Source organism: Streptomyces sp. NPDC021562 (assembly GCF_040640875.1).
Classification (GTDB): domain Bacteria; phylum Actinomycetota; class Actinomycetes; order Streptomycetales; family Streptomycetaceae; genus Streptomyces.
This window is the reverse complement of the sequence record NZ_JBFACN010000006.1, coordinates 19,609-35,692: the sequence shown is the minus strand read 5'-3', so window position 1 is coordinate 35,692 and position 16,084 is coordinate 19,609. Positions and strand designations below refer to the sequence as shown.

General features: G+C 70.8%; 13 protein-coding genes. 5 read left to right on the top strand and 8 right to left on the bottom strand.

Going from position 1 to position 16,084, the window contains the following annotated elements:
- The first annotated feature begins 2 nt into the window (after positions 1–2).
- Together AB0G52_RS11060 and AB0G52_RS11055 are read left to right on the top strand one after the other, a co-directional pair.
- Positions 3–536, top strand: coding sequence for an amino-acid N-acetyltransferase (locus tag AB0G52_RS11060; RefSeq protein WP_132889366.1), 534 nt, complete (start codon positions 3–5; stop codon positions 534–536).
- A 271-nt stretch (positions 537–807) separates the two neighbouring features.
- A complete protein-coding gene (locus tag AB0G52_RS11055; RefSeq protein ID WP_132889364.1) occupies positions 808–1,143 on the top strand; it encodes an Lsr2 family protein in 336 nt (111 codons plus the stop codon).
- Here AB0G52_RS11055 and AB0G52_RS11050 read toward each other — a convergent pair.
- Positions 1,122–1,787 carry an SCO3374 family protein gene (locus tag AB0G52_RS11050; protein ID WP_361335861.1) on the bottom strand — a complete coding sequence of 222 codons (666 nt, stop codon included), beginning with the start codon at positions 1,785–1,787 and terminating at the stop codon, positions 1,122–1,124. The two genes, AB0G52_RS11055 and AB0G52_RS11050, sit on opposite strands and share 22 nt — an antisense overlap.
- 429 nt (positions 1,788–2,216) lie before the next feature.
- On the opposite strand from AB0G52_RS11050, the gene AB0G52_RS11045 reads away from it, so the two are divergent.
- On the top strand, positions 2,217–4,742 hold the full coding sequence (locus tag AB0G52_RS11045) for an ATP-dependent Clp protease ATP-binding subunit (RefSeq protein ID WP_132889358.1): 2,526 nt from the start codon (positions 2,217–2,219) through the stop codon (positions 4,740–4,742).
- A 107-nt stretch (positions 4,743–4,849) separates the two neighbouring features.
- Here the strand turns inward: AB0G52_RS11045 and AB0G52_RS11040 are convergent, their stop codons facing one another.
- Positions 4,850–7,963 carry an NACHT domain-containing protein gene (locus AB0G52_RS11040; protein ID WP_361335857.1) on the bottom strand — a complete coding sequence of 1,038 codons (3,114 nt, stop codon included), beginning with the start codon at positions 7,961–7,963 and terminating at the stop codon, positions 4,850–4,852.
- 384 nt (positions 7,964–8,347) lie between these two features.
- Between AB0G52_RS11040 and AB0G52_RS11035 the strand changes: the two genes are divergently transcribed.
- Complete coding sequence (locus tag AB0G52_RS11035; protein ID WP_361335855.1) at positions 8,348–8,899, top strand: M23 family metallopeptidase; 552 nt, start codon at positions 8,348–8,350, stop codon at positions 8,897–8,899.
- Here AB0G52_RS11035 and AB0G52_RS11030 read toward each other — a convergent pair.
- The gene (locus AB0G52_RS11030; protein ID WP_361335852.1) at positions 8,896–9,495 is read right to left on the bottom strand and encodes a TetR/AcrR family transcriptional regulator; all 600 of its coding nucleotides are present in this window, start codon (positions 9,493–9,495) and stop codon (positions 8,896–8,898) included. The genes AB0G52_RS11035 and AB0G52_RS11030 overlap by 4 nt on opposite strands.
- A 160-nt stretch (positions 9,496–9,655) precedes the next feature.
- On the opposite strand from AB0G52_RS11030, the gene AB0G52_RS11025 reads away from it, so the two are divergent.
- Positions 9,656–11,254: an MDR family MFS transporter gene (locus tag AB0G52_RS11025; protein ID WP_132889351.1), complete on the top strand. Its 1,599-nt coding sequence runs from the start codon at positions 9,656–9,658 to the stop codon at positions 11,252–11,254.
- 304 nt (positions 11,255–11,558) lie between these two features.
- On the opposite strand, the gene cseC is transcribed toward AB0G52_RS11025, so the two are convergent.
- The 5 genes from cseC to AB0G52_RS11000 all read right to left on the bottom strand — a co-directional run bounded on the left by cseC (position 11,559) and on the right by AB0G52_RS11000 (position 16,023).
- Complete coding sequence (gene cseC / locus AB0G52_RS11020; RefSeq protein WP_132889349.1) at positions 11,559–12,917, bottom strand: two-component system sensor histidine kinase CseC; 1,359 nt, start codon at positions 12,915–12,917, stop codon at positions 11,559–11,561.
- An 11-nt stretch (positions 12,918–12,928) separates the two neighbouring features.
- Positions 12,929–13,633, bottom strand: a complete 705-nt coding sequence (gene cseB / locus AB0G52_RS11015) for a two-component system response regulator CseB (RefSeq protein WP_132889347.1) — start codon at positions 13,631–13,633, stop codon at positions 12,929–12,931.
- A gap of 39 nt (positions 13,634–13,672) precedes the next feature.
- Complete coding sequence (locus AB0G52_RS11010; RefSeq protein WP_132889345.1) at positions 13,673–14,338, bottom strand: hypothetical protein; 666 nt, start codon at positions 14,336–14,338, stop codon at positions 13,673–13,675.
- Positions 14,326–14,865, bottom strand: coding sequence for a SigE family RNA polymerase sigma factor (locus AB0G52_RS11005; protein WP_132889343.1), 540 nt, complete (start codon positions 14,863–14,865; stop codon positions 14,326–14,328). The genes AB0G52_RS11010 and AB0G52_RS11005 overlap by 13 nt, the downstream gene beginning before the upstream one ends.
- A gap of 282 nt (positions 14,866–15,147) precedes the next feature.
- Complete coding sequence (locus AB0G52_RS11000) at positions 15,148–16,023, bottom strand: A/G-specific adenine glycosylase (protein ID WP_132889341.1); 876 nt, start codon at positions 16,021–16,023, stop codon at positions 15,148–15,150.
- Positions 16,024–16,084: the final 61 nt, after the last annotated feature.

Here is a 16,084-nt window from a genome sequence, read left to right as displayed (position 1 = left end):
TCATGTCAGCGATGCGCCCCGAAGTCACCGCAAAAGCCATCACCGTCCGGCGGGCCAGGACCGGCGATGTCCCGGCGGTGCGCCGCCTCCTTGACGCGTACGTCCGCGACCGCATCCTGCTCGACAAAGCGACGGTCACGCTTTACGAGGACATCCAGGAGTTCTGGGTCGCCGAACGCGACGACAACGCCGAGGTGGTCGGCTGCGGTGCACTGCACGTGATGTGGGAAGACCTCGCGGAAGTGCGCACTCTCGCGGTGAAGCCGGGCCTCAAGGGCGCCGGTGTCGGTCACCAGTTGCTGGAGAAGTTGGTGGAGACCGCGCGTTGGCTCGGTGTTCGCCGCGTTTTCTGTCTGACCTTCGAAGTCGAGTTCTTCGGGAAGCACGGCTTCGTGGAGATCGGCGAGACGCCGGTGGACACCGATGTCTACGCGGAGCTGTTGCGTTCCTATGACGAGGGCGTCGCGGAGTTCCTCGGACTCGAACGAGTGAAACCGAACACCTTGGGCAACAGCCGGATGCTTCTGCATCTGTGATCGCCAAGGGCCGCCGGGGCAGAGATGGGCAGGAGATCGGCGGAAGATCGGCCCGCTATTCCGGGCACCCCGCCTTGCCCCGGTGCCCTATGTCCGAAACGCGCATGTTTCCGCGTGGGAGCGGGCCCCCCGGTCTCTCCCAGGGGTTTGTGTTTTCCTCGCAAAAGCGGTTTGCTTTCCGACGTACTGCAGTACTGCATATAACAGGGGACGGCGTAACGGCGGACGCCGCGGACCCCCGGCCCTCACGTTTTCGATGAAAGGAAATCCGGTGGCACAGAAGGTTCAGGTCCTTCTTGTCGACGACCTCGACGGCGGCGAGGCGGACGAGACCGTGACGTTCGCGCTGGACGGCAAGACGTACGAGATCGATCTCACGACGGCCAATGCGGACAAGCTGCGTGATCTCCTCGACCCCTACGTCAAGGGCGGCCGGCGTACCGGCGGCCGTTCCTCGGGCGGGCGCGGAAAGGCCCGTGCGGCTTCCGGCGGCAGCCAGGACACCGCGCAGATCCGCGCCTGGGCGAAGGAGAACGGCTACGAGGTGAACGACCGCGGCCGTGTTCCCGCGACCATTCGCCAGGCCTACGAGGACGCCAACGCCTGACGGCCCGGCTCGCGGCCCGCACGCCGCAGCCGGATGCGGTGGCACTCGGTGGCCACCGTCTCCACCACACGCACGAGATCGGGGGCGCCCCCGACGCGCCCCGCGGCCGACAGCGTCGGCAGCGAGGCCTCGACCTCGCACCCCGGCCCGGGGGGTCGCAACCAGACGGCGGCCCCCCGTACGGGTTCCGCGAGGTCCTCGGCATGTCCGGGCCGGCCCGGCGCGTCCATCCGGCCCCGCGCGCCCAGCGCCCGCACGTCGAGGTCCAGCGCGCCCCACTCCAGCCACTCCAGCAGCCCCGGCAGCTCCTCCGCGCCACCCGCGGCCACCAGCAGCCGCATCCGCTCGTCCTGGAGGGCCACCGGAGAGCCCGGCGTCAGATGCCTGAGCGCCATGACGCCCGCCTCGGCCGGCACGTCGAGCACATCGAAGCGCACGCCCGTGACCAGCCGTAGCGGTTCGCCGGGCGGCGCGGGCACTGTCGCCCACCCCAGATCGTTCTCGTACCAGTGCCGCAGCGGGCCCGGCCACCGGGGGTCGCGAGGCGCACCGACGGAACCGCCCCGGGCGGAACCGGAATCGGGACCGAGCTGACGACGGGGGTGAGGGACCGTGGAAGCAGCCAGGGGGAGCGTGCCAGCCATGCCCCCTGCAACGCCCGAGGGCGGCCAGAGTTACGCTGGGTACGCTCGTGACTGCGCAGTGTCTCGTGGTGGGCGCCGTGCGGGCGTCCGGAGCGGCGCAAGGTTGTTCGCCCATAGCGGAGGGACGGGGGGCTCACGGCATGGACCGTCCGTCGCTGCGGGTAAGACATCCCTAGTGGGAGGGGGCGACACGCATGCGAGGCCGTCTCACGTTCGCCATCGGCGTACTGGCGGAAGGGGTAACTGCCTGGCCTGCGGGAACATCGTCTCGCACCATCGGGTTGGAGCAGATGTCGGCGTTCGGGGTCAGGAGGCCATCGACGGTGTCGGCAGTTGGAATGAGCGGTCCCCGCTTGCGGGACTAAGCTGCGGAAGGACAGGGAGGGGAAGTTCCCCCCACTGCCTGACCGCTCTGAGGAGCGATTAACGATGTTCGAGAGGTTCACCGACCGCGCGCGGCGGGTTGTCGTCCTGGCTCAGGAAGAAGCCCGGATGCTCAACCACAACTACATCGGCACCGAGCACATCCTCCTGGGCCTGATCCACGAGGGTGAGGGTGTCGCCGCCAAGGCCCTTGAGAGCCTCGGGATTTCGCTCGAGGCGGTCCGCCAGCAGGTGGAGGAGATCATCGGCCAGGGCCAGCAGGCCCCGTCCGGGCACATCCCCTTCACCCCCCGTGCCAAGAAGGTCCTGGAGCTGTCGCTCCGCGAGGCCCTTCAGCTGGGCCACAACTACATCGGCACGGAGCACATCCTGCTCGGCCTGATCCGAGAGGGCGAGGGCGTCGCCGCCCAGGTCCTGGTCAAGCTGGGCGCTGATCTCAACCGGGTGCGGCAGCAGGTCATCCAGCTGCTCTCCGGCTACCAGGGCAAGGAGACCGCCACCGCCGGCGGCCCTGCCGAGGGCACCCCCTCGACGTCCCTGGTCCTCGACCAGTTCGGCCGGAACCTCACCCAGGCCGCTCGTGAGTCCAAGCTCGACCCGGTCATCGGGCGCGAGAAGGAGATCGAGCGGGTCATGCAGGTGCTGTCCCGCCGTACCAAGAACAACCCGGTCCTGATCGGTGAGCCCGGCGTCGGCAAGACCGCCGTCGTCGAGGGCCTCGCCCAGGCCATCGTCAAGGGCGAGGTGCCCGAGACCCTCAAGGACAAGCACCTCTACACCCTGGACCTCGGCGCCCTGGTCGCCGGCTCCCGCTACCGCGGTGACTTCGAGGAGCGCCTGAAGAAGGTGCTCAAGGAGATCCGCACCCGCGGCGACATCATCCTGTTCATCGACGAGCTGCACACGCTGGTCGGTGCGGGTGCCGCCGAGGGCGCCATCGACGCGGCCTCCATCCTGAAGCCGATGCTGGCCCGCGGTGAGCTGCAGACCATCGGTGCCACCACCCTGGACGAGTACCGCAAGCATCTGGAGAAGGACGCGGCCCTGGAGCGCCGCTTCCAGCCCATCCAGGTCGCCGAGCCGTCCCTGCCGCACACGATCGAGATCCTCAAGGGTCTGCGTGACCGGTACGAGGCCCACCACCGGGTCTCCATCACGGACGAGGCGCTGGTCCAGGCGGCCACCCTGGCCGACCGCTACATCTCGGACCGCTTCCTGCCGGACAAGGCGATCGACCTGATCGACGAGGCCGGTTCCCGGATGCGCATCCGCCGGATGACCGCGCCGCCGGACCTGCGCGAGTTCGACGAGAAGATCGCCGCCGTCCGCCGGGACAAGGAGTCCGCGATCGACTCGCAGGACTTCGAGAAGGCCGCCTCCCTCCGCGACAAGGAGAAGCAGCTCCTGGCCGCCAAGGCCAAGCGGGAGAAGGAGTGGAAGGCCGGCGACATGGACGTCGTCGCCGAGGTCGACGGCGAGCTGATCGCCGAGGTCCTCGCCACGGCCACCGGCATCCCGGTCTTCAAGCTGACCGAGGAGGAGTCGTCCCGCCTGCTGCGCATGGAGGACGAGCTCCACAAGCGGGTCATCGGCCAGGTCGACGCCGTCAAGGCGCTGTCGAAGGCGATCCGCCGTACGCGTGCCGGTCTGAAGGACCCGAAGCGCCCCGGTGGCTCGTTCATCTTCGCCGGCCCGTCCGGTGTCGGTAAGACCGAGCTGTCCAAGGCCCTCGCCGAGTTCCTCTTCGGTGACGAGGACGCGCTGATCTCCCTCGACATGTCGGAGTTCAGCGAGAAGCACACGGTGTCGCGTCTCTTCGGTTCGCCCCCCGGCTACGTGGGCTACGAGGAGGGCGGCCAGCTGACCGAGAAGGTCCGCCGCAAGCCGTTCTCCGTCGTCCTCTTCGACGAGGTGGAGAAGGCCCACCCGGACATCTTCAACAGCCTGCTGCAGATCCTGGAGGACGGTCGGCTGACCGACTCCCAGGGCCGGGTCGTGGACTTCAAGAACACGGTCATCATCATGACGACCAACCTCGGCACCCGGGACATCTCCAAGGGCTTCAACCTGGGCTTCGCGGCCTCGGGTGACACGAAGACCAACTACGAGCGCATGAAGAACAAGGTCCAGGACGAGCTCAAGCAGCACTTCCGGCCCGAGTTCCTCAACCGCGTCGACGACGTGGTGGTCTTCCCGCAGCTCACGCAGGAGGACATCCTGCGGATCGTCGACCTGATGATCAGCAAGGTGGACGAGCGCCTGAAGGACCGGGACATGGGCATCGAGCTCTCCCAGTCCGCCAAGGAGCTGCTGTCCAAGAAGGGCTACGACCCGGTGCTGGGCGCGCGTCCGCTGCGCCGCACGATCCAGCGCGAGGTCGAGGACACGCTCTCGGAGAAGATCCTCTTCGGCGAGCTGCGTCCCGGCCACATCGTGGTCGTCGACACGGAGGGCGAGGGCGACACCGCGACCTTCACCTTCCGCGGCGAGGAGAAGTCGGCACTCCCGGACGTCCCGCCGATCGAGCAGGCGGCCGGCGGAGCCGGACCGAACCTGAGCAAGGAGGCGTAGCCCTTCCGGGGTGAGCCGACGACAGGGGCCGGTGCTTTTCGAAGCACCGGCCCCTGTCGCATGCCGTGGCGCGGGGATCCCCAGGCCCAGGCGGCCACACGTGTGCGTCACACCACGCCGTCGACCCTCTGCACGACAGGGGTGACGGGGAGTTCGGTGAGGAGGCGCTCCGGTACCTCCGGCAGACCGGGGGACAGGACCAGCGTCACCTTGCGCAGGCTCGGGAAGAAGGTCCGGATCCCCGAGAGGTCCTCGGTGCCGGTGACGTTGTTGAGCCGCAGTCCGGTGACGCCGCGCAGGGGCGGGCCGTGCCAGCCGACGGCCTGCCAGTTGATCCGCAGCTCCCACAGGGCGGGCAGCCGGGCGATCTCCTCGTGGTCCGCGGCGGTGAGGCCGTCCCGAAGCGAGGCGAGACTGAGCTGCCGCAGGGTCGCGAAGCGGTGCAGCCCGCGCAGGCCCGTGTGGCGCAGCGCCCCCTTGGTGAACCGCAGATAGCGCAGCGGGAGCCCGGTGGGCAGCGCCGCGTCGAGGGAGTCGGCCCTCAGGGTGATCCCGAGGTCGAGCTGGTCCAGCGTTCGCGAGGCGGCGAGCGCATGGAGCGCGTCCGGAGCCTCCAGCCCGGTGACGAGGTCCATCGACAGCCACGACAGCGGCAGGGCGGCCAGCGGGGCGAGGCCGCCCGCGACACGGCATCTGGCCAGGTCGAGATGGACAAGGCGGTGCAGGTGGGACAGGCCGCGCAGATCCTCCATGTAGGCGTTGTCCCTGACGGTCAGTTTGGTCACCGTGGCCGCGTCGAGCCCGGCCGGGTCGAGGTCACCGACCAGTTGCACGCGTGGACGGCCGCCGAGGTCGCGCAGAATGCGCAGGTGGTCCGCCGAGTGGGCGGTGAAGTAGAGGTCGTCCTCGCTCCGCAGGTGGGCGATGATCTGGTCGGCGTAGCGGCGGGCGGGGAAGCGGTGCCACGTCCAGGCGAGCTGGGCTCGTACCCGCAGCGCCCGGTGGGACCGGAACCGGGCCAGTACGGGCAGGGCCGCGTCCGTGCCGATCAGGGACGCCGTGACGACCACCGCGCGGGCCTCCGCGTCGCTGAGCCCCTCCGGTCCGGGCAGCAACTCCAGGGCGAGCGGTCCTGCCTCGGCGAGGGCGCGGGCCTCCTCGGTGGTGCGTGGCGGGATCAGCTCGGCCGCGTTGCGCTCGACGGCCCCGCGCACGGCGGGGTCCAGTTCGGTCGCGTGTTCCAGAGACGCCAGAGCGAGCAGTCGAACCCGGGTGGCGGCCGGTCCGGTCAGCCGCGTGGCCGCGTCGGCGAGGTCCCGTAGCAACTCGGCCCGTTCCCGGGGGCGGGCATGGGCCACGGCCATGCGGACGACGTCCGCCCACTGCTCGTCCGGCGCGCCCCGCACCAGCAGGCCGAAGTCGCCGTCCTCCACCGCCGCCTTCGCACCCAGGTAGTCCTGGAAGGTGCGGTGCACGAACTCCAGGGTGCCCACGGCGGGCTCTCGGAGCAGGCCGCTGCGCAGCAGCAGGTGGGCGAGGATCGCCCGGGCGTCGCCCTGGGCGGCGGCGGCCGGCAGGGACGGCAGGACGTCCGCGATGATGCGCTCCGCGCGCTCGCGGTCGAGCTCCGACTGGTTGTTGCGGATCAGCCAGTAGGCCAGGCGCTGGAGCAGCTGGACCTGGGGGCGTTCGCCGAGCCGGATGCCGGAGGAGTCGTCGCGGAACATGTCGCGTTCCTCGTCCCGGCGGGTGAGCAGCATCGACAGGGCCGCCTCGTACAGGTCCTGGCGGCCGTGCGGGAGATAGCCGCGGCGGTCGCGGTGCAGGGCGCAGATCAGGCCGCACATCAGGGGGTTGGTGGCGAGCCGGCCGAGGTCCGGTTTGGTCCGTACGGCGTCGAGCAGCGAGCGTTCGTAGGCGTCGAGGCGGTCGAGGTCGGCGGCGTCGGCGCGGGCGGCGGTGTGCCAGCGGGTGATGAACGCGGCCGTCTCGTCCGGTCCCATCGGGGTGAGGACGAGTTCGCCGAAACCGTCGGCGGCCAGCCAGTCCTCGCGTACGGCGGACGGGCGGGAGGTGACCAGCCACTGGTTGCCGGGGTAGGTGTCCAGCAGTTCGCGCAGCCAGCGCCGGGTGCCTTCGCGGTCGCGTTCCGGGATCTCGTCCAGGCCGTCGACCAGGAGCAGACCTCGGCCGGCGGTGAGCACCCGGTCCGCCCAGCCGGCCGGCTGGACCGCGTGGAAGGGGACGCGTACGGCGGCCAGGAAGGCGTCAGGAACCGGGAGGCCGTCGGCGCGGCGGACCAGGGTACGCAGCGGGAGGACGAAGGGGATGCGGTCGCCGCGCTCGCCGCGGGCCGCGGTGACCGCCAGCCACTGTACGAGCGTGGTCTTACCCGAGCCGGCGACCCCGCGCAGCAGTACCCGGTCGTGTTCGGCCAGGGCCTGGTCCGCGGGCCGGGGCCGTTCGGTGGCGGTGACTGGGGTGTCGCCCGGGCCCGTCGGCTCGGTGCCCTCGGCGGGGCCCAGTGCCTGGAGGCTCAGGTAGGCCGCGTCGAGGGGCCAGCGGTCGGGGGAGTCGACCAGGTCGATGCCGTAGATGGTGAGTCCCCCGTGCCGGGTCGTGACGTGCGCGAGGTAGCGCCGTTCGAACGCGGGGTCCGCGCCGTCGGCGGGCGGGGTGCGGGCGATGAGCTCGTCCGTCCTGGCGAGAAGCTCGGACTGGACGCGGGTCTGTTCCATGAGCGTCCGGGGCACGAAGGTGGAGCGCCGACTGAAGAAGTCGAGGACATGCAGACAGGCCAGACCGGTGAGCGAGTCGAGGAAGAGGTCGGCGTCGGCGGAGAGGCCGGGGGCCGGAGCGCGGTGCCGCAGGGTGCGGGCCAGCTCCCGGTGACCCAGCCGTACGGCCTGTACATCGTCCATGTCGAGATCGCCGAGGGCCAGCAGCCGGTCGGCGAGGGCGGACGCGACCGCCTCCGTCTCCTCCGCGGGGAAGGGCCGTTCGCCGGGGGTGTCGGTGGTCCGTGACACCAGGACGCGCGCGAGGCGTCGCAGCTCCTTGCCGGTCAGGGTGCGCCGTTCGCCGGTCAGGGACAGCAGCGCCGAGAGCCGGACAGGCCGGTCGACCAGGGCGGCGCCCGGCCCGTCCGGCACGAACAGCCTTCTGACCAGCGAGCCCATCAGGCTCGACGCCAGCTTGGTACCGAGAACCGCCGGGTCCATCCTCGCCCACCCCCGTAGTCGCGCGAACGCCGCTGGTCAGCGTAGTGGGCGTCACATTTCCGCGGGGTGGGATCCCGGCTGCTGGTGACATAGCGCACGGGGGAAATGTCCGGTACTAGCCGGGATAGTGGGACCTCTGGGCGAGGTGAAGTGGTGGGACGGCCGGACGCGGCGGTGGTGTCGCGGCGTCGGGACGGGGTGGTGCGGTCGGCGGTTCTGTCAAGAAAGCGCCGGTTTTGGGGGCTGATACTACGAAGTGCCGTAGACGGGGTGTTTGAGCGGGGGGCGGCCTCCGGGTTACCAAGGAAGGGCCCACCCGGTGCACGGCCGGCGAACGAGCCGGTGTGCCGGTGGGTTTCCTGTTGCCTACCCCACGAGGTTCCGATGTCCCTGCGCGCCGCTCTCCGTGCCCCCCGTTCGTCCTCGCTCCGCAAGCGTGCCGCCGTTCTGGCCGCCGGTGCCGCGGTGACGGCCGTCGTGGGCTCGGGTGTCGCGTCGGCCGCCACCTCCAGCGCCGCCGCCTGGGTCGACCCGGTGAAGAAGTACACGCTCTCCGCCACCTTCAACCAGGCCGGCGGCATGTGGGTCGCCCGGCACAGCGGCCAGGACTTCGCCGTGCCCACCGGCACCGAGGTCGTCGCCGCCCACGGCGGCACCGTCGTCAAGGCCGGCGGCAACGGCGCCGGCGACGGCCCCGCGTACGGCAACGCCGTCGTCATCAAGCACGCCAACGGCGAGTACTCGCAGTACGCGCACCTCTCGCGCATCGACGTCAGGGTCGGGCAGGTCGTGGGGACCGGTCAGCACATAGCCCTGTCCGGCAGCACCGGCAACTCCACCGGCCCGCACCTGCACTTCGAGATCCGCAAGACGCCGAACTACGGTTCCGCCATCGACCCGGTCGCCTTCCTGCGCGCCCAGGGCGTGACCGTCTAAGCGGGCCGGTCCGAACCCTGGTGGGCCTGGGTCACCAGGCCCATGGCGACCTCCAGAACGGCTTCCCGCTTCTTCTGGAGGTCGCCCTCGATGTCCTGCATCACGAACATGCCGGCGTGCAGCGTGAACAACGCGCTGACGCAGCGGACCTGGTCGGTCAGCGGAGCGTCCGGGTCCATCAGGATGTTCCGCAGGCCGCGCATCCGGTCCTTGAAGGTGTCGCCGATGCGCAGCTCCCGGACCGTCGCCTGGTTCTCCTGCATGAACCGGAACAGCGGCTCCGCGTCGCCGAGCGCCTGGCTGTAGCGCCGGACGATCTCCTGTTTGGTCTCCAGGGTGTGCGGCTGGTCCTTGCCCCACTCGATCAGGTCGCTGATGGGCTGCGTCAGATCCTCGAAGACGCTGACCAGGATCTCTTCCTTGGTCTTGAAGTGGTAGTACAGGGCCGCCTTCGTCACGTCGAGGCGCTCGGCGATCTCCCGCAGGGAGGTCTTCTCGTAGCCCTGCTCGGCGAAGAGTTCGAGCGCGACGTCCTGGATGCGCTGGCGGGTGTTGCCGCGGCGCTGCTGCTTGGTGCCGTCCATGGTGACGCCCATCCTCTTACTCCTCGCACTCCCGCGAAAATTCGTCCCGCCGGACGCCGTCGTCCGCCCCGGGAAACTTACTTGACGCCCGGCTAGTGACAGGTTTACCTTCCCAGTGTAGTGAACTAGCCGGGCGGCAAGTAAGTACCTGTCGCCAGGGGGAGTGGGAGAGATGGCGGACACCCAGGCGGCCGTTACCGGCCAGGAGACTCCGGGGGCACCGGAGCCGGCGGAGCAGTCGGAGAAACAGCCGAGGAGCGTACGGGTCGTACTGCTCGCGCTCATGATCGCGATGATGCTCGCGATGCTCGACAACATGATCGTGGGCACCGCGATGCCGACGATCGTGGGCGAGCTGGGCGGCCTCGAGCACCTGTCGTGGGTGGTGACCGGGTACACCCTGGCGACCGCCGCGGCGACCCCGATCTGGGGCAAGCTCGGCGACATGTACGGGCGCAAGGGCGCCTTCATGACCTCCATAGTCATCTTCCTGATCGGCTCCGCGCTCAGCGGTATGGCCCAGAACATGGGCGAGCTGATCGGGTTCCGGGCCGTTCAGGGGCTCGGCGCGGGTGGTCTGATGGTCGGGGTCATGGCGATCATCGGTGACCTGATACCGCCCCGCGAGCGCGGCAAGTACCAGGGCATGATGGCCGGCGTCATGGCGCTCGCGATGATCGGCGGCCCGCTGGTCGGCGGCACCATCACCGACAACTGGGGCTGGCGCTGGGCGTTCTACATCAACCTGCCGCTGGGCGTGATCGCGCTGGCCGCCATCAGCGTCGTACTGCACCTCCCGAAGAAGCGGAACAAGGCCCGCATCGACTACCTGGGCGCCGGGCTGCTGACCCTCGGCATCACCTCCATCGTGCTGGTCACCACCTGGGGCGGCTCCGAGTACGCCTGGACGTCCGCGCGGATCATGGAACTGATCGCCATCGGTGTCGCCGCACTCGTCGGCTTCGTCTTCTGGCAGACCAAGGCCGCGGAGCCGGTGCTGCCGCTGCACATCTTCCGCAGCCGCAACTTCACCCTCATGTCGGTCATCGGCTTCATCGTGGGCTTCGTGATGTTCGGCGCCACGCTCTTCCTGCCGCTCTACCAGCAGTCCGTGCAGGGCGCGTCCGCGACCAACTCCGGGCTGCTGCTGCTGCCGATGCTCGGCGCGATGCTGGTGACCTCGATGGTCGCCGGGCGGGTCACCACCAACACCGGCCGCTACAAGATCTTCCCCCTGGTGGGCGGTGTGCTGCTGGCCGTCGGGCTGTACCTGCTGTCCACCATGGACACCGACACCACCCGGTTGACCTCCGGGCTGTACATGGCCGTGGTCGGCCTCGGCATGGGCTGCCTGATGCAGATCACCATGCTGGTCGCGCAGAACAGCGTGGAGATGAAGGACATGGGCGTCGCGTCCTCCTCCACCACCCTGTTCCGGACGCTCGGCTCCTCCTTCGGTGTCGCCATCATGGGCGCGCTCTTCAACGACCGGGTCAAGCACGTCATGTCCGAGCGGGGCGGGGCGCTGGCGGCCAAGGCCACCGAGAAGTCCGCCTCGCTGGACGCGGCGAGCCTGGCGAAGCTGCCCGCCCCGGTGCGGGACGCCTACCAGCACGCGGTGTCGGCCGGTACGCACTCCGCGTTCCTGCTGGGGGCCGTGATCGCCGTGGTGGTGCTGGTGGCGGCGGTGTTCGTCAAGGAGGTGCCGCTCAAGAGCGGACCGGCGACCAGCGAGGAAGCGGCTCCGATCCAGCTGGCCGAGGCCGTCTGACGACGCGGCCCACCGACGTCTGACGACGCGGCTCAACGGCGCCGGCCGGCTGGTTCCCCAGCCGGCCGGCGCCGTCGTCGTTGTCAGCGCCGCGGCCGTCGGCTCGCCCCGGGATCGACGCCGGTCACCACGCTCCTGCGGCCGATCGAGGGCGTCGAACCCGACCAGCGGGAGCGGCTACGGGAGGCGCGGCGGGGCGCGCGGACCTCCGGCGCGCCCCGCCTGGGCTTCTACGCACCGGAGCGGATCGCCGCCGCAACGGCACGCGGCGAGGAGATCCTCGTGGCCGGTGCCTGGAGGGTTCTCACCGGCTTCCCGCCTGGGCCGGTCCCGGGAGCATCGGGTAGCTGCCGGTGGCCGTCGGGGCGTGTTCGGGGAGCCACAGGACGGCCACCGCACCCTCCGCCGGAATGTGCGCGGGCGCCCCCGCCGGGCGGATGTTGCGGAAGGTCAGGCGGGCCCCCAGCACCCGCGCCTGCCCGGCCGCGATGGTCAGCCCCAGGCCGTGCCCCTGGCCCGCGCGGTCCGCGCTGCCGGTGCGGAACCGGCTCGGGCCCTCCGCGAGGAGTTCCTCGGGGAAGCCGGGGCCGTGGTCGCGGACCCGGATGACCCGGCCCTCGACGGTCACCTCGATCGGCGGCCTGCCGTGCCGGGCCGCGTTGGCGAGCAGGTTGAACAGCACCCGCTCCAGCCGCCGCGGATCGGTGGTTACCTCCGACTCGTGCACCACTCGCACCTCGACCGCCGGGTCCTTCGCCGCCACCCGCCGGGAGACGAACTCGCCCAGCATGATGTCCTGCAGCTCGGCCCGCTCGGAGGCGCTGTCCAGCCGGGCCACCTCCAGGACGTCCTCGACGAGGGTGCGCATCGCCTTCGCCCGGTCCAGGACCAGTTCCGTCGGGCGGCCGGGCGGGAGCAGTTCGGCCGCCGTGAGCAGCCCCGTCACCGGCGTACGCAGCTCGTGCGCGATGTCGGCGGTCACCCGCCGCTCGGCCTCCAACCGCTGCTGCAGCGCGTCCGCCATGGCGTCCACCGCGCGCGCGAGGTCGTCGGTCTCGTCCCGCACGACCCCGCCGATGGCCTCCCGCACCCGCACGTCCGGCTCGCCCTGGGCGACCTGGTTGGCCGCGGCCGCCGCCTTGCGCAGCCGGCGCGAGAGCTGCCCGCCGATCAGCACGCCGAGCGCGCTGCCGCCGAGGACCACCGCGATGGAGCCGATGACGAGGGCCTGGTCGAGGTCCCGCAGGACGTTGCTGCTGCGGTTCGGGAAGGTGCCGTGCAGGGACAGCACCCGCCCGTCCTTGGCCTGCACGGCCGCCCAGATGTCCGGCGCGCCGCTGCCGTGGTCGATGACGTCGGTCGCCCGCCGGCCCGCGTCGACCCTGTCACGCAGAGCGTCGGGCAGCAGCGGGTCGTTGACCTTGACGTCGGGGAAGTTCGCCCGGCCGAACAGCTCGTAGTTGCGCTGGGCGATCTGCAGCCGCTCGTTGGCGAGGTCGCGTGCGTTGTCCAGCATCGAGACCCGGGCCGCGTTGTGCACCACAAGGCTCAGCGCGACCGCGACCAGCGCGCCGACCAGCGCGATGGCCGCGCTCAGCTTCCAGCGGAGCCCGGTGCGCAGTCCCGGGCCGCTGTGCCGGATGTGTCTGGTGAACCCCCGCATGGCCGCCTCGCTCAGGCCTTCAACTTGTAGCCGAAACCGCGGACCGTCTCGATCCGGTCCTGGCCGATCTTCGTGCGCAGCCGCTGCACGTGCACGTCGACGACCCGGGTGTCCCCGCCCCAGCCGTAGTCCCAGACACGTTCGAGCAGCTTGTCGCGGGAGAGCACGGTCCCCGGTGCCGAGGAGAACTCCAGGAGCAGCCGCATCTCGGTCGGGGTGAGCGCCACCGGCTGTCCGGCCCGGCGCACCTCCATGCCCTCCGTGTCGATCTCCAGATCGCCGAAGGTGAGCAGACCGCCGGTGACCGGCGCCGCGTCCTCATGGGGCTTCTCACCGCCGCTCGCGTGTCCGAAACGGCGCAGCACCGCCCGGATCCGGGCCACCAGCACGGCCCCGTCGAACGGTTTGGTGACGTAGTCGTCGGCGCCCGCCTCCAGGCCGAGGACCACGTCGATCGAGTCGGCGCGCGCCGACAGCATGATCACCGGCACGGTGGACTCGTCCCGGATCCGCCGGCACAGGCTCACCCCGTCCAGGCCGGGGACCATCACGTCCAGCAGGGCGATGTCGGGCCGGTCGGCACGGAACGCCTCCAGGCCCGACAGGCCGTCGGGCATGGCGGTGACCGCGAAGCCGTCCCGCTCCAGGGCGAGCTGCGTGGCCTCGCGGATGACGTCGTCGTCCTCGACGAACAGGACGTGGGTCTGGTCTGCCATCCGGCTCTCTCGTGTCGTCGTGGTGGGGTCGGGGCCCGGTCAGCCGGTGGCGGTCGGGTCCTCGGTGGCGTCGCCGCCGGCCGCGTTGCCGTAGTCGGTGTGGTGGAAGTCCTCCTGGACGAAGCGTCCCGAGGTCCAGCGGTAGGTGATCACGTTCTCGCCCGAGGGACTCGACACGGGGTCCCCCTTCTCGTACACCTGCTTGGTCACGCTCAGGTCGCCCTTGTCGATCTCCGCGTAGACCGGCGACTCCTCGGCCTTGAAGACATTCTTGTACGAACCGTCTTCCCTGCGATACACGTACGCCCCGACTCCCACCGCGTCCCCGCAGGTCAGCACGTTGACGACGACGTCGTCCAGCTGGTCCCCGGTGAGATCGCCGTAGGTCACGTCGACCGGGTACGCGTTGCCCGCGCAGGGCTTGAGGTCCCGCTTCACGGTGGCCGAGACCGCCGGGTCGGCCTTCACCAGGGCGACCGCGTCGATCTTGGCGTAGGTCTGCGACGGGTTGGGTGAGGGAGCCTTGGCGGCCGGGGCGCGCTCGACCGAGTCGGAGTGGGCCGGCCCCTCGTCACGGGCGCCGGTGCCACCGGTGCCGCAGGCCGCGGCGAAAAGGGCGACGGCGGCGACCACGGCCGCCGCCGTGACCACCGCCTGTGCGCCCGCCGGGCCCCTGTCGGGCCCCGCGTCGGTCAGGCCGCGCAACGCTCCTGCTCCTCACGCTCCAGCGCGCGTGCGTCGAGGTCGCGGGACTCCAGCTCCTCGCGGAGCCGGGCGAGCGCCCGGTGCAGCGTGCTCTTGACCGTACCGGCCGACATGCCGAGGGCGGCGGCCGTCTCCTCCGTGGACATCTGCTCCCAGTGTCGCAGCACCACGACGCTACGCTGCTTCGGAGCCAGAACCTTCATAATGTCCATGAGGAGAGCGCGGTCCGCGTGCTGCTCGGTGGCGTCGTCCACGCAGGCGTCGGGCATCTGCTCGGTGGGGACCTCTTCCAGCTTGCGGGCCCGCCACCACTCGGTCCGCGTGTTGATCATGACGCGGCGCAGGTAGGCGTCCGCGAGTTTCTTGTCGGCGATGCCGTCCCAGCGGCCGTACGTCCGTACCAGTGCGGTCTGGAGCAGGTCCTGGGCGTCCGTGGGATCCGGGACCAGTCGGCGGGCGCTGCGCAGCAGCGCGTCCTGCCGGGTGCGGACGTACTCCTCGAATTCGAGCACCTCGCCCTGCGCCATGATCAACCGCCTCCCGATCCCCGTTTTCCCCGGCCCCTCGGCCCCTGAGTTCCTGCTGTGGTCACTGCTGTCCCGCGGTCCTGGCGGGCACAGGAACGAAGCTACGGAGTCGTTGTCACGGGGCTGTGCGGAGCAGCCTGCGGCTAGCAATCGGCTGTCCGTCGGTTGTGTAACGGAAGTAGGTTCGGGGTAAGGAGGCGAGGAGGTATGCCCGATTATCGGGGTATTTGCCTGGTCGTCGGGGTCGTAACATGACCCCGGTCGCTGTGATGTGGCTGTGCGTCAGCCCAGCGGAAGCCGGTACAGACCGCCCGCGAGCGGCTCCACCAGTCCGTCCGCGACCAGTCCGTCCAGGGCGCGCGCCCGCTGCACCGGCTCGTGCCACACCCGGTCGAGCGCCGTCTGCGGCACGGGGGCGTGCGCCTCGCGCAGGACGGCGAGCAGCTTGCCGCGCACCTGGCGGTCGGTACCGGCGTACGTCTGCCCGCGCCGCGGCGGCCCCTCGTGCTCCGGCTTGCCGGCCAGCCGCCAGGCGCACTGCGCGGCGATCGGGCACCGCGGGCACGTCTCGTTCTTCGCCGTGCACACCAGCGCGCCCAGCTCCATGGAGGCGGCGGCCCAGCGGGCCGCGGTCCGCTCGTCCGCCGGCAGCAGCTCACGGGCGAGCCTGCGCTCGGCGGCGGTGGTGGCGTTCGGCGGGTACTGCACCCCGGTCACGGCCCGCGCCAGCACCCGCCGCACGTTCGTGTCCAGCACGGCGTGCCGCTGCCCGTACGCGAACGACGCGACGGCCGCGGCCGTGTACTCGCCGATCCCGGGCAGCGCGAGCAACTGCGCGTGGTCGGTGGGTACGTCGCCGCCGTGCCGTTCCGTTATGGCGACCGCGGCGCCGTGCAGCCGCAGGGCGCGGCGCGGGTAGCCGAGCCTGCCCCAGGCGCGGACGGCCTCGCCGGGCGCCTCCGCGGCGAGGTCGGCGGGGCGCGGCCAGCGGGCCAGCCACTGCTCGTACACCGGCAGCACGCGGCTGACCGGCGTCTGCTGCAACATGAACTCGCTGACCATCACACCCCACGGGCCCGCTTCCGGGCGGCGCCAGGGGAGGTCGCGGGCATGGGCGTCGAACCAGGCGATCACAGGGGTGTGCAGCTTCTCAGTCATGACCCTTCCGATCCTGCCACGTTCCGCGACGACCGGGGCGGACGCGGTGGGTGACGAGGCC

Excerpts from the sequence above, each read along its gene's own strand:
- cseC (WP_132889349.1), bottom strand. The coding sequence starts at position 12,917 with ATGCGGGGGTTCACCAGACACATCCGGCACAGCGGCCCGGGACTGCGC.
- cseB (WP_132889347.1), bottom strand. The coding sequence starts at position 13,633 with ATGGCAGACCAGACCCACGTCCTGTTCGTCGAGGACGACGACGTCATC.
- AB0G52_RS11045 (WP_132889358.1), top strand. The coding sequence starts at position 2,217 with ATGTTCGAGAGGTTCACCGACCGCGCGCGGCGGGTTGTCGTCCTGGCT.
- AB0G52_RS11025 (WP_132889351.1), top strand. The coding sequence starts at position 9,656 with ATGGCGGACACCCAGGCGGCCGTTACCGGCCAGGAGACTCCGGGGGCA.
- AB0G52_RS11040 (WP_361335857.1), bottom strand. The coding sequence starts at position 7,963 with ATGGACCCGGCGGTTCTCGGTACCAAGCTGGCGTCGAGCCTGATGGGC.
- AB0G52_RS11005 (WP_132889343.1), bottom strand. The coding sequence starts at position 14,865 with ATGGCGCAGGGCGAGGTGCTCGAATTCGAGGAGTACGTCCGCACCCGG.
- AB0G52_RS11060 (WP_132889366.1), top strand. The coding sequence starts at position 3 with ATGTCAGCGATGCGCCCCGAAGTCACCGCAAAAGCCATCACCGTCCGG.
- AB0G52_RS11050 (WP_361335861.1), bottom strand. The coding sequence starts at position 1,787 with ATGGCTGGCACGCTCCCCCTGGCTGCTTCCACGGTCCCTCACCCCCGT.
- AB0G52_RS11000 (WP_132889341.1), bottom strand. The coding sequence starts at position 16,023 with ATGACTGAGAAGCTGCACACCCCTGTGATCGCCTGGTTCGACGCCCAT.
- AB0G52_RS11035 (WP_361335855.1), top strand. The coding sequence starts at position 8,348 with ATGTCCCTGCGCGCCGCTCTCCGTGCCCCCCGTTCGTCCTCGCTCCGC.
- AB0G52_RS11030 (WP_361335852.1), bottom strand. The coding sequence starts at position 9,495 with ATGGGCGTCACCATGGACGGCACCAAGCAGCAGCGCCGCGGCAACACC.